Genomic DNA, 11,803 nt, shown 5'->3' with positions numbered 1-11,803 from the left:
ACCGGAAAAATCTGTATTATATCCTAAACAGGTCTTTTTCAAGTTGGATTGGCTTTTTCAAGTTGAATTGGCTTATAGTCGGCAGATTTTATTGATGGGCCAAAAGGCTCAGTCAGCTAAACAGCAAGTGTTTGACACCAAACACGTGGAAAAGATTCAAAAAGAATGGACTTGAGTTTTTCGTTGCTACGGGGGCTGTCCCCGTGAAGTGTGATCAGGGATTTGTTTTTGCCCCAAAACCAGGATTCCAAAATGCCCCACACCTGAGTTAGGACGTACCTATCCATTTTGATACTAAAAAAAACGATCAAGAGGTCTTATATGCCGGTTAAAAAATTACCAGTTTTTCAGTTTTTATTTTTTTCGATTAATTCCTCTTTCTATAGCTTGGGCCCTCCAATACAAGGATATCAGAGTTGTACACAAGACGGTCAGCAATCGCTGTGGCAACAGTAGTGCTGTCAAAAATGTTTCCCCATTGGGCAAATGGCAAGTTGGTTGTAATCATGGTAGATTTTTTCTCATGCCTTGCACTGATTACCTGGAAAATCAGATTTGATCCCTGTTGGCCAAGCGGAAGGTACCCAATTTCATCTACGACTAAAGTATCCGGTGATTGATAATATTTAAGTTTTTTGAGCAGATTATGATCCGCTTCCGCTGCTATCAAATGATTGATCATATCCATGGCAGTAGTGAAAAGCGTTTTTATTCCAGCCTGGGTCGCAGCAAAGGCGATACATTTAGCCAAATAACTTTTTCCTGTGCCAGGATTACCAATCATGATGATATCTTTTTTCTTCTCAATAAACTCAAGATCCATAAGGTTTAAGATTATACTTTTTTGAGCCTGTCGGGACTTGTGATAATTAAAATCAAATTGATCAATGGTGACCTTTGTATCAAGCCCGGACTGCTTGAACCTTAATACCATCCTGGCTTTATCCCGTTCTTCGATTTCAATGTCGATTAACCGTTCAATGGCTTGAAGGGGAGACAGGTTTTTTTGGTTCGCCTGTTCAATGATGCTTTCTATGTTTTGGGCACAATTTCTTAGCCTTAATGTTTTGAACTTTTCTATAACGGTATTCATGTCTTTTTCCTTTTTTTGAGGACCAGAGCATCATATTCTGCAAGGTTTGGGGAGCAAAGTCTTATCTCGTTGAGAGTATCACTTTTCAGTTTCACAGGTGGATGACAGGTTTTGGGTGTCATCTCCTGGTAAAGAATATTCTGGATATAACCCGCACCATATAATTTTAGATCCAATGCTTTGTTCAGGGCGATAATTATTGAACTGTCTCCATATTTGTCTTTCAGGGTCATTATCTGGATGATGTCCTTTTTTAATGGAGACCTTGTTTTTTCAAGTTCATTCAAATAATCCAGCGCCGTTTGACCCAAAGACAAAAAGGCAAGAACGTTTTTGTCAGCAAGCCTTCTTTTTCTAAGCTTATGAAGTTGTGATTTATGGGATTCGAGTTCGATCCTTTGTTTTTTTCCCAGGACCGAGCATGGACGGCAATACATCGGGTTTTGTAATACATCCATACTTTTTCCTGATTTGCTTTCAAAACAACAGTTTTACCAATCGTCCAAACCGGAACACTATACGTATTGGAGTCAAATCTCACGGAAAAATCTTTATGGACATATAAGGAGTGTATTTCCCTGTAATCCGGGGCAGGATACGGAAACTTTTTAAGTCGGTATCTCTGAAGTCTTTTTACCGGGATTTCTCCTGTCGTACTATGTGTCCTGGTGTTGGCAATATTGTTTAACCATTCCATAGCCTGGGACTGGAGTTCTGGCAGGTTGTTAAATTCTCTTAATGGCAAAAAATTGTGCCGGATATAATGAATGCTTCTTTCAATTTTTCCTTTTTCATGGGGAGATCTGATGTTGCAGGCCACAGGCTTGATACCAAGGGGGAGTAAAAAATGAAGAAAACTGTCATTAAAACGTATCAGAGCGCCTGTCCGTTCAGTCACCGCTGTGATCATGTTATCCACCACAAGTTCTTCCGGGGGGCCGCCAAAATACTTAAAGGCATCAAACAAAGCCTGATGAAGGGCTTCTTGTTTCTGGCTATGGGTAAAAGAAACATAAAGCATCCTGCTGTGGGATTCAATGACGGCAAGCCCATACAGCTTTCTTTTGGTTTTTCCATATGAGATGGTCCCAAAATGCCCCCAGTCAACCTGCATTTGTTGCCCGGGTTCTGATTCAAATCGGCTATACGCCTGCTTTTTTAAGGACTGTCCCCGGATTTTACGCAGAAAATCCCTCAAAATGCTTATTTCGCCATCAAAACCCTTTTTTTGTATCTGACGTAAAACAACGGGTGCTTTGAGCTTTGGATATCTGTTTATTATTTCCCGGATATAGTCGTGGTATGGTGACAGTTTCAGCGTCCGGGCTTTCCTTTTAGATGGTTTCGACTCTGGGTTGGAGATATACTTTGATACCGTTTTCCTGCTGCAGCCAATTGCTTTTGAGATTTCTCGATTGGACATTCCCATATCTTTTAACCGGTGGATTTCAAAAATCATTCTCATGTCAATCATTGCTCCTCCTTATATTTTATGGGCACTTTTCGGCAGGGAAAGCACCTGGAACAGGGTGCCGTCATAAACGATAAGGTCTTTGTGGATCAAGCAACTGCGGGCAAAAAGATAGTCTTGTTCTTTAAGGCCCAGTTTAGAGCAGATGCTTTTGTCTCCGTAATATGAAAGGCCATGTTTGTCTGAGGCCAACACAAGGAACAGGTATAATGCCAACTCATGCCGGGTCAATGATTGTAAAAATCCGTCTGTAAGGAAGCGGTGAGGGATAAAACAAAAACTCTTGCCGGTACGGCGTATCCGGTCTTGAATAAGCACTTTTTTTCTTATCATGATGCCCTCCTGGCCTGATGGGGTTCATGATCTCTGTAACACAAAATTTTTCTCCAGTCCTCGAGTCCATCTTTGCAATTATGGCGAACAGACTGGGGCTGTAGCGATAAAAATTTTTACCGGGTCCATCTTTGCAACGACGGGAACAAGCCAATATTGGCCTAAAAGCCCTTGGTTCCTGGACTTGCTCGAGTCCATCTTTGCAATACCGATAGTTCTTGATGCCTTGGAATGGACCTTGTTTTTTTGAATTTTACAGTTTCTGATTTTCTGTAAAGAGCGGTTCCTGTCGGCTTTTTTCGGATTTCTTTGACGATATTTCGTCCAGTAATCGGGGTTATTCTGAAGCCATTTTTGATTAGCCAATTTTTGATCTTTTTTGTATTCAGGGTCACATACCAATTTTTGTTTTTGCCATAGGGCTTTTCTGGTTCTTTGGCAATCCGGATCGGTACAAAAAATCTGTAGTTTATTTCTTGGCACAAAAAACGAATCGCAACCGGGACAAGGTATCGGATCCATCATTCCCTCCATGTAAACATCGTTGGGTACGAAATGGAATTATATGGAAGAAATTAAATTTTGAAAAATTTATTTTTAAGGGAATTAGATGGATTGAATTAAATCGGGCCGGGGAAGTACATTCCCGGATTTTGGGGCGGAATTAAAATCTTGATCACACCCGTGAAGGGTGCATTGTGAAAAAACAAAACAGAACCGAATGAAGGAAAACCTCATGTCGGGAATCGAAAAGTGCATTTTTTTGTTAGGATGAGGGGACAGACCGGAAAGAACTATTGTTGCCTTTTTTTACGATAGGCGATTTTTAATATTTTCAGACCACCGATGATATGTAATGAAGTTTTTTGTATGATATATCATTGCCTAATGTTATACTCTTGAGGCTAACATAATAGCTTCCAAATCTCTTCCCCCATAGAATATATTCAGAATTCTAACCGCCTGTTGGTCTTCATCAACGACAAAAGCTGCAACGGTTTTTTTATTGAGGGGATATATTCTCAAATTTTTCATTAAATCGTTGCGTTGCTGACCTCTTAGCGGTGCCGTTTCTAACTTCTGACATTTGAGTCTAAGTCCTTCGATGTAGGCCCAAGCTCTTTCAGGAAATCCACTTTGCGCTGAAATATATTCATAGATATGTTCAAGGTCTTTGATTGCATCCGGCATCAAATAAACTTCATATATTTTCATTATACTTCTTTCTTTGCCCTTTGTTGGTGTAGCTCCTCAATGGTTTTAAAGGCTGTGTTAAGCGGGACGGGTTCACCGCTTTGCTCTGAACGTGCCAAACGTTCACGGATTAATGAGATTCTTGCTTTGTACTCTTCTTCTCTTCTCTGCCACATTCTCATGGCTTCCCTTATTAGTTCACTCGTTGAACCATAGGACCCTGAACTGACCTCTTTTTTGATAGAGGCCAGCATATCGGGCGGTAAAGAAATTGTAATTCTTTCGGCTTTTTCTTGTTGCATATATAACCCTCCGATAAAGTATGATTTAATCATACCTTTTTAAAAAGCGAGGGTCAACATGAACATGACAGGGTAGGCGTACAACCGCCGGAAAAACCGTAAAGGTGCTTTCTGGGAAGATCGTTTTTATAACACTGCCATTGAAAGTGGGGTACCCTTTTAATATGCATGGTGTATATTGAGTTGAATATGGTTGCCAGGGTAAACCAGGAGCGGGCACAAGTGATCCCTGTGTAGACCAGTTCACTGGTCAGCACCGGACTCATGGTGTCCGACAACACCAGAGCCGTGTGATCGAACTCTGACCCCTGGGATTTATGCACGGTCATGACATAGACGGCTTCCACCTCCCTAAAGCGGGAGGGCAGCTCCCTTTTCAAGGAACCGTCGGTCATGGGAAAGACCACCCTCAGCCCATGGGTGCCAGGATCCCGTCCATCCGTCACATCAAGGACGATGCCGACAGGGGTTACCCTCGGACCTTCCTATTGATCTGCTGACTAAGTTTTAATCAAGTGGGATTCACACCCACTGGGTAACAATAACAAATTCCAAAGAGTTTATTTCCTCCTTTCCCAATGTTCCGGGCTTATCTTGACGCAAATATAAAATCATTGATGCCCTTTTCGATATTTTTTTTGACAATTTAAAAAAAATTTATTTGAGTAACAAAAAAAGAAACCGATGCCCAATGATTTTATTTTTGAAATCCGAATTTTTCTTTATTTATTTTAAGTTTGATATTCAAAAATATCCTATTTGATGCCCGGGTAATTACAAATGGATTTGGTTTTCGAGTACAAAAGTGGGGGTGTTACTGTAACCCCTGACTTTTTTGATGCTCCCTACGTTACTGTAACCCTTTTTCAATACAGATTTATGTTTGTTACTGTAGCCTTTTTTCCCCTGTTACTGTAACCCCTCGGTCTAAAAATTTAAGGCAGCTTGAAGCTGCCTTAAAGCTGCCTTAAAGACGTCTAACTGCTATCTTGAAAGCAGCTTAAAAGCAGCAGATAGGCATCTTTAAGGTAGCAGTTAGACGTCTACAAGATGCCTAATGGCTACCTGAAAATCTAAATCGAGTAGGGTGAGACCGGGTAATTAACCCGGTCTCACCCCTCTCACAGAACCGTATGTACAGGCCTCGTATATCATAACGACAAATCTGCCGTTTGCTAAATGGGGAAACATCTTTGACGGAACCACTGTTGCTACAGCGATTGCCGACCGCCTCGTTTACAACTCTGATATCCTTATAATGGAGGGAGATAGTTATCGAAAGAAATTATAAAAAATGACTGAAAACAAATAGGGTCCTTCTATTCGGACCTGAATAGGGGGACTTTTGACTTTGGTTTATTGCCAGTGCCGCACAGGTGCGTTCATCAACTTGGGTGGCTGGTTTTTAAACGGTGTTTTTGGCTGGATTTTAAGCCGCTGTTTACAATCCATATGAGTCGTCGCTTTTTGAACTGTTTTTAATAAACCATTGGCATTAGGAAACAATAAATATGGATGACTGTGTTTTTTCCATAATGCTCGTAATCCCTGCAACGCAAGATCTGGTAAAGGCACCAGTCGATCTTTGTGGCCTTTCCCTCGACGAACATGTAATTTCCGATCCTCATTATAAGATGGGTTGTTGAACGCCTTAAAATTAGCTACGTAAAATTCATCGTATAATGCTGTTATTGTAAGATATTGTATTGACATAAGATACAACTTATGGCTTGTTCTTTTTTATGAAAGATACTCATCCTTCACAATTTATTTGAAATCCTTTTGATGCTCCAACAACACCGTCATACATCGAACTCTTCGGGGTTTTTCTATAAGATTCTCCGGGGAGGGCATGTTTATAAGCTTCTCTGGCTGTTTTTTTTGCATATATTCCTTTTGCATCCTTTATGTAAAGGGTTTCCTTTTCCAGGGCTCCAAATCATAAGAGACTCTTCCTGTTGCCAGGCAGACAAGATAAAAGAGATAGGATATCAAGATCCCGGCCCACCAAAGGCCTGTTAATGGCCATCCAATGCGGTTTTCGACCCAGAATATGGACATAGCCATGGATCTGTCATAGCCAACGCTTAATCGAACCCGGGAATAAAATTTCTTAAGCCATCTTGACATCTAACTCCTGTTTCTTTATCATGATTTAATAGCTGGGAACACCGCTTATCTCGGGCAATTAGAGCCCTCTGATCAAGTGCTTCCGGCTTTTTTATTTTCTACCGCTCCCCCAATTTTTCCGCGTATTTTTCAGATACCCGGAGACCAGCGTAAGGATCAGCACCCCGGGCAAAAGCTTCGTAATCGGTTCTCCAGGAACAATCACCTTCGCCATCAATAATCGGGAAGCTCCTGGCAGTTTTTCCCAGGAATACCTTAAATTTTTCTTGCTCTTCCACGGACAAATCTGAGAACCGAATGTAATCATTTTGTTTTGCCATTTTTCTATTAGTCTTTTTTTTGATCTACTTTTATATGCAATTAGTCTTTATTATAGTCTAATCTTTCCATATGGCTTCCATGGCCGTGTTTCTCCATTTCCATAGTCCCCAGATCGATAATTACATGACTTAGTCTTACGCCAAATTGTCCCGGCTGCACAACCCACGTATCTTTAATCCGGTCCCTCCATTTAAGGATTGTTTTTCTTGAGATTCGGGAGCTGGCATCCAACCCTTTGGCCAAGGATTCAACATCAAGTAATTGTAACAAGTCGTGGGTAACCGACAATCACAGGAAAACATTAAAATTGGTTTTGCTTAACAATGGGAAAAACTTGTTTTCAGGAAAAGCTTTAGATTCTGTGGCTATCAGAACTGGTTCAATCGTGACACGATTTTTAAGTGGCTTGGCTCAAAAAGAAATTATTGTGAAAAATGGGAAATATACCATCCAGGACGTTCTTTTGGAAAAATGGATGAGTCGAAAAATTTTTTAACTTTACTTATATTTAAAAACAAATTATAATTATAATTATAATTTGTTTTTAAATATAGGGGGATATTGATATGAGCCAAGTAACTATTTATCTCGATAAGGATGTTGAAGTGAAATTAAAGGCGGCTGCGAAGTCAAATAATTTATCTGTCAGCAAATGGATTGCCGGAATCATAAAAGAAAAAATTGCCACCGAATGGCCGAAAGATTTCGTTGGTCTGGCGGGAAGTTGGGGGGATGAGTTCCCAACGATTGAAGAAATCAGGTCGAATTCTGGGCAGGATTGCCCCCGGGAGTCTTTTTAAATGTATGTCCTTGATACCAATATAGTCATATATTTTTTTAAAGGGATGGGGGGTGTTGCTGAAGAAATTTTTTCGAAATCTCCCGAAGAAATTTTTATATCAGCGATCACATTGCATGAACTGGAGGTGGGGGTAGCAAAATCTGACAACTCATCCAAAACAAAGACGGAATTAAATACTTTTGTATCGAGCATTATTGTTTTACCCTTTACATCAAAAGAGGCAAGGTTCTCTGCTGAGATCAGGGCAAGTCTTGAAGCCCAGGGTCTGCCGATAGGCCCCCTGGATAATCTTATTGCGGGAGCTGCATTGAGTCTGAATGCCACTTTGGTTACGCATAATACCAAAGAGTTTAACCGGGTTAAAGGCCTAAGGATTGAAGACTGGGTAAGTTAAAGGCACAAAGAAAATACTTCATGAAAAATCTGGGCATTTAATTCTGGCCAGAATTCAGAGAGGGGGCTTCTTGCTTGATACTGCTTTAACTTCCAGGTTGGTAAAATCTTTCCAGCTCATCACTCTAATATCATTCCGGGTATAATTATGGGCACTGGTTTTTTTTAATTTAACGGCCAACAGCTCTGATAAACTCATTCTGTGGCCGATATCACACCTACTGGGGTCAAAGTTGGACGTTAATTGACACGATAGAACAAAAAACTAAGCCTGGCCCTAAATTAGAGAAGGTCCCCGAGGCCAAAGGCCCTGTGGATAAGCTGCTCAACCGCTGCTCCCAAGAGATTGCCAGCGGGGCTTGCCTGGGTAAACCAGGAGCGGGCACGGGTGATCCCGGTGTAGACCAGTTCACGGGTCAGCACCGGACTCATGGTGTCCGGCAACACCAGAGCCGTGTGATCGAACTCTGCCCCCTGGGATTTATGCACGGTCATGGCATAGACGGTCTCCACCTCCCTAAGACGAGAGGGCAACACCCGTTGACATCATTAGTTTCGATAACTTGGAAGCTGGCCAATATTTGGATTTCGAAGTGAAGTGGCAAAATCCTGAAAAAACTATTCTTTTCTAAAAAAAATCTTAACCGCAACCATTATTTATAGGAAAACAAAAATGCCAGAATCCAGGCTGGAAATGTTTCCACATTATATCCAAAAATTGAAATTAGACAAACTCAGACCATCCCCCTCGCCGGAAGAGCAGTTGAGGGTCTTTCAGAGTTTGCCTCCGGCAGCTCAAAGATTAGTGCGTCTGCCAATAAAAGGATCAGCTATGAAAAAGATAATTATTGAAATTCCGGAAGATAAAATTGAAAGAACCGATATTCTGGCTGGCTTTGATGAAGATGAAATCACTCTTTCTGTAAGCACTCGAGACGAAATAGAAAAACGGGTAAAACTGGCGATTGACGGCGTCCCCCAAGGGCAGATAGTGAGTTTCGAAAACAAAAAAGACTTGATGGGTTTTGTAAAAGGATTACTGGAATGAAATTAGCGTATCATGAACAGAGAAGCTTGGAAATGTATGGTGACAAATACACAGAAGCAAATATGAGAATCGATTTTTGGTTTCGGCAATTTGGCGAATTTCATCGCCACATGCTCCATCATCGAAAAGGCATTTTATTGTTAAACACCGAGATCCCAGGACCAGTAAAACCTGCTTTGGAACTTCATGTCATTGATGATATTGGCCGGATTCCGGAAGATTGGGCCGTAAGTGACGGGATGGAACTGGATTTTAGCGATTACTGGCTGAGCAAGAAAACAAAGTTTAAAAGGGGAGCACTAATCCAAGCTATCAGAGACCTTTATCCGGACGATGCTCATTTAATCCCTGGACCAAAAGATATCCGTAAACTTCATTATTAAAGAGGTGATAAAATTGTGGTGGTTTACAAGCGATGAACATTATGGACACTCCGAAATGCTACAATACCGGCGGCATTCGTCTATTGAAGAAATGGATCGGGCATTAATTGAAAACCATAATTCCGTTGTAAAAAGTGAAAATGACACCGTTGTCCATGTAGGAGATTTTACATTGTCCAAAGATTTGGATTATGTTGATCATATCATTCAGCAGCTCAATGGAAATCATGTTTGGATTATGGGATTTATACATAAAATTAATTGGTTTTGGGCAAAAGGTTGAAAAATGGGAATCCCGACAGAGCAGGAGAAACAATTATTAAACGAATATTACGATCATAGCATTCCCGGTCAGCCTGCCATTTTGTGCCAGGAGTTGGTAAAAAGAAATAGAGGCAAAATTAAAGTTTGCTCACTTGACCTGGAATTGTTGAAGTCATAATCAACTAAACAGGCCACCTTTTTATAAGTGTGTTGGCTTACCATTTGGTTCATAGCATCCGGTATCGGCTAAAAGAAACCGATATCACAAGTAGTTGGTCTGAATTGAGAAAACAACTGATAGGTCAAAATAGAACCACAATTTCAATGCAGTGCAAAAATGATGATGTTGTGCATGTCAGAAAAAGCACCCGTCCTGAACCAAGACAACAGATAATATATTCCGCTTTGGGGATATCTTCTTACCCTGGAAGAACGATTAAGAAAACAATAAACAAAAGTAGTGCCATAACAGATGCTTTAAAAAAGTAACGAATTGTAATTATAGATAATTTTTTATGGTGCCCGAAAAGATAGGCTAATATTACTAAGATGGTTTTTGAAAAATCCACGTCCAGTCTTACCCTTCCCTGGTGGTTCCCCTTGTTTCTCTATGGATCAAGTATGGATTGGTGTGGATCTGTCTGTGGCTGTTTTTTGAGAGAGTGGGCTTAGTAAAGAGATTGTATTCTCCAAATGATTCCAAATGACTCCATAACTATTTGTATTTATAGAAAATTATTGACAAATAACAAAATCGCCTTTATGAGATTATTTCAATAAAGACCTTGCAGGAGAAAAAGAACAATACAGTACTATTGGTCATGAGATTTGGGAATTGTGGCAAGAACAAGTTGAATGATTTTCCTGGTGGTCATGTCAAACTATTAAGAATCCAGGATACAAAAGCGGATACAAAACGCTATGTATTTAATGTATTCTCATGTATCTCTTGCAACGAAAAACCAGGTGTTTCAGCGTTTAAGGGGTGGTATTGAAGTTCTCTCACGCCGGAAACGGATTCCGGTTGTTAATAACGTTTACAGACTATCCCACTCTTTAATCAAAGGCCCTTTTCCCCCATAAATAGGATCACATTCAGGCAATGCCACTGCTTTAATATTTTCATCAGCCCCCGGCCTTTCCCCCTGTTTGCCGTACTTCATATCGGGTATCTGTCCTTTGGGGTATGCACCGACAACTTTAAAATCAGGCGATTGATCAATATTTTTATGGGCCACCCCGGCAGGAATAACAATTACATCACCAGCCTTGACCGTTACAATCTTTCCATTTGGTCCACCGAGTTGAGCTTTGACCCAACCGGAATAGAGGCCAAGCACCTCATGAGCCGTGCTGTGGTAATGGTGGTAGGAGTAAAGACCATTTCGCCAGGAGTTGATCCATTTGTTTGAGTGAAATAATTTTTCTATATCAGCAGGATTGACGGGGGCTGCATTCAAAACTTGTTCATATAGCAGTAATGGCAAAGGACTGTTTGGGAATGTACCGTCATCCTGAAAGATGTGTGATACAGCGGAGTCTGTTGAATCGTTTGGCATATTTGAATCCATTAAAGATTTTCAAATATTATAATACCAGATTTAAAAAAAGGAAAGAGATATCCCGATTGCAGTTTCACAACCGGGATACCTGACTGGTTATATTATTCTTGCAAGAGTACAATACTTTTTATATTTTGTTTCAAGGTATGAGCGTGGGAGCTTCCCCGTCTATTATAATAGAATGCGAAACCTCTCACTTGTGGCATTGTAGGAGTCTCCGGCGCTCCCTAACCCTTTAGCAATAAAAATATGGAAAAACTTTTTAATGACTTGGATGCCAAAAAATTCAGGAGTATATCCAGAGTGGCCAGGATAAAACTTGAAGTTTTGAATGCATCCGTTTCTTTGAACAGCTTGAGGATACCACCAGGGAATAGACTTGAACAATTAAAAGGCAACAGAAAAAATCAACACAGCATCAGAATTAACGACCAGTGGCGCATTTTTTTCATATGGAAGGAAGAAAATGCCCATGATGTAGAAATTGTTGATTATCATAAGAGGTAA

General features: G+C 40.6%; 18 protein-coding genes and 2 pseudogenes. 8 read left to right on the top strand and 12 right to left on the bottom strand.

What is annotated here, in order from left to right:
- Positions 1 to 367 precede the first annotated feature (367 nt).
- From istB to ACZ45G_RS10330, 8 genes are all read right to left on the bottom strand, one after another.
- Positions 368 to 1,093, bottom strand: coding sequence for an IS21-like element helper ATPase IstB (gene istB / locus ACZ45G_RS10365; RefSeq protein WP_464171863.1), 726 nt, complete (start codon positions 1,091 to 1,093; stop codon positions 368 to 370).
- The gene (locus ACZ45G_RS10360) at positions 1,090 to 1,326 is read right to left on the bottom strand and encodes a hypothetical protein (RefSeq protein WP_464177735.1); all 237 of its coding nucleotides are present in this window, start codon (positions 1,324 to 1,326) and stop codon (positions 1,090 to 1,092) included. Before ACZ45G_RS10360 ends, istB begins: the two co-directional genes overlap by 4 nt.
- A gap of 50 nt (positions 1,327 to 1,376) precedes the next feature.
- Positions 1,377 to 2,567: an IS21 family transposase gene (istA, locus tag ACZ45G_RS10355; RefSeq protein ID WP_464177733.1), complete on the bottom strand. Its 1,191-nt coding sequence runs from the start codon at positions 2,565 to 2,567 to the stop codon at positions 1,377 to 1,379.
- Between the two features lie 9 nt (positions 2,568 to 2,576).
- The gene (locus tag ACZ45G_RS10350) at positions 2,577 to 2,897 is read right to left on the bottom strand and encodes a hypothetical protein (RefSeq protein ID WP_464171865.1); all 321 of its coding nucleotides are present in this window, start codon (positions 2,895 to 2,897) and stop codon (positions 2,577 to 2,579) included.
- 78 nt (positions 2,898 to 2,975) lie between these two features.
- A complete protein-coding gene (locus ACZ45G_RS10345) occupies positions 2,976 to 3,422 on the bottom strand; it encodes a hypothetical protein (RefSeq protein WP_464177731.1) in 447 nt (148 codons plus the stop codon).
- Positions 3,423 to 3,788: 366 nt separating this feature from the next.
- Positions 3,789 to 4,112, bottom strand: coding sequence for a type II toxin-antitoxin system RelE/ParE family toxin (locus ACZ45G_RS10340; protein WP_464177729.1), 324 nt, complete (start codon positions 4,110 to 4,112; stop codon positions 3,789 to 3,791).
- Positions 4,112 to 4,393: a ribbon-helix-helix domain-containing protein gene (locus tag ACZ45G_RS10335; protein ID WP_464177727.1), complete on the bottom strand. Its 282-nt coding sequence runs from the start codon at positions 4,391 to 4,393 to the stop codon at positions 4,112 to 4,114. Before ACZ45G_RS10335 ends, ACZ45G_RS10340 begins: the two co-directional genes overlap by 1 nt.
- Positions 4,394 to 4,446: 53 nt before the next feature.
- A complete protein-coding gene (locus tag ACZ45G_RS10330; protein WP_464177725.1) occupies positions 4,447 to 4,839 on the bottom strand; it encodes an ATP-binding domain-containing protein in 393 nt (130 codons plus the stop codon).
- A 689-nt stretch (positions 4,840 to 5,528) separates the two neighbouring features.
- On the opposite strand from ACZ45G_RS10330, the pseudogene ACZ45G_RS10325 reads away from it, so the two are divergent.
- A pseudogene (locus tag ACZ45G_RS10325) lies at positions 5,529 to 5,684 on the top strand (ATP-binding protein); the annotation flags it as partial.
- Positions 5,685 to 6,298: 614 nt separating this feature from the next.
- Here ACZ45G_RS10325 and ACZ45G_RS10320 read toward each other — a convergent pair.
- Both ACZ45G_RS10320 and ACZ45G_RS10315 read right to left on the bottom strand, forming a co-directional pair.
- On the bottom strand, positions 6,299 to 6,523 hold the full coding sequence (locus tag ACZ45G_RS10320) for a hypothetical protein (protein WP_464177722.1): 225 nt from the start codon (positions 6,521 to 6,523) through the stop codon (positions 6,299 to 6,301).
- A gap of 98 nt (positions 6,524 to 6,621) precedes the next feature.
- On the bottom strand, positions 6,622 to 6,843 hold the full coding sequence (locus ACZ45G_RS10315; protein WP_464177720.1) for a hypothetical protein: 222 nt from the start codon (positions 6,841 to 6,843) through the stop codon (positions 6,622 to 6,624).
- 308 nt (positions 6,844 to 7,151) lie between these two features.
- On the opposite strand from ACZ45G_RS10315, the gene ACZ45G_RS10310 reads away from it, so the two are divergent.
- From ACZ45G_RS10310 to vapC, 3 genes are all read left to right on the top strand, one after another.
- Positions 7,152 to 7,340: a hypothetical protein gene (locus ACZ45G_RS10310; RefSeq protein ID WP_464177718.1), complete on the top strand. Its 189-nt coding sequence runs from the start codon at positions 7,152 to 7,154 to the stop codon at positions 7,338 to 7,340.
- A 70-nt stretch (positions 7,341 to 7,410) separates the two neighbouring features.
- Entirely contained in the window at positions 7,411 to 7,644 is a 234-nt protein-coding gene (locus ACZ45G_RS10305) for a hypothetical protein (RefSeq protein ID WP_464177716.1), read from the top strand.
- A complete protein-coding gene (gene vapC / locus ACZ45G_RS10300; protein ID WP_464177714.1) occupies positions 7,645 to 8,040 on the top strand; it encodes a type II toxin-antitoxin system tRNA(fMet)-specific endonuclease VapC in 396 nt (131 codons plus the stop codon).
- Between the two features lie 281 nt (positions 8,041 to 8,321).
- Here vapC and ACZ45G_RS10295 read toward each other — a convergent pair whose 3' ends face one another.
- Positions 8,322 to 8,534, bottom strand: coding sequence for an ATP-binding domain-containing protein (locus ACZ45G_RS10295; RefSeq protein ID WP_464177712.1), 213 nt, complete (start codon positions 8,532 to 8,534; stop codon positions 8,322 to 8,324).
- A gap of 178 nt (positions 8,535 to 8,712) precedes the next feature.
- Between ACZ45G_RS10295 and ACZ45G_RS10290 the strand changes: the two genes are divergently transcribed.
- The 3 genes from ACZ45G_RS10290 to ACZ45G_RS10280 are packed head-to-tail and all read left to right on the top strand — an operon-like array spanning position 8,713 to position 9,753.
- Entirely contained in the window at positions 8,713 to 9,087 is a 375-nt protein-coding gene (locus ACZ45G_RS10290) for a hypothetical protein (protein ID WP_464177710.1), read from the top strand.
- Positions 9,084 to 9,470, top strand: a complete 387-nt coding sequence (locus ACZ45G_RS10285) for a hypothetical protein (protein ID WP_464177708.1) — start codon at positions 9,084 to 9,086, stop codon at positions 9,468 to 9,470. The genes ACZ45G_RS10290 and ACZ45G_RS10285 overlap by 4 nt, the downstream gene beginning before the upstream one ends.
- Positions 9,471 to 9,483: 13 nt before the next feature.
- Positions 9,484 to 9,753 (top strand): hypothetical protein, encoded by a 270-nt coding sequence (locus ACZ45G_RS10280; protein WP_464177706.1) that lies wholly within the window; start codon positions 9,484 to 9,486, stop codon positions 9,751 to 9,753.
- 1,018 nt (positions 9,754 to 10,771) lie between these two features.
- Here ACZ45G_RS10280 and ACZ45G_RS10275 read toward each other — a convergent pair.
- Positions 10,772 to 11,293 (bottom strand): cupin domain-containing protein, encoded by a 522-nt coding sequence (locus ACZ45G_RS10275; protein ID WP_464177704.1) that lies wholly within the window; start codon positions 11,291 to 11,293, stop codon positions 10,772 to 10,774.
- Positions 11,294 to 11,542: 249 nt separating this feature from the next.
- On the opposite strand from ACZ45G_RS10275, the pseudogene ACZ45G_RS10270 reads away from it, so the two are divergent.
- Positions 11,543 to 11,803 (top strand): annotated as a pseudogene (locus ACZ45G_RS10270) (type II toxin-antitoxin system RelE/ParE family toxin); the annotation flags it as partial.

The sequence above is a fragment of the Desulfoconvexum algidum genome (assembly GCF_055382125.1).
The sequence above is the reverse complement of the archived record's forward strand: the minus strand, read 5'-3'. Positions and strand labels throughout refer to the sequence as shown.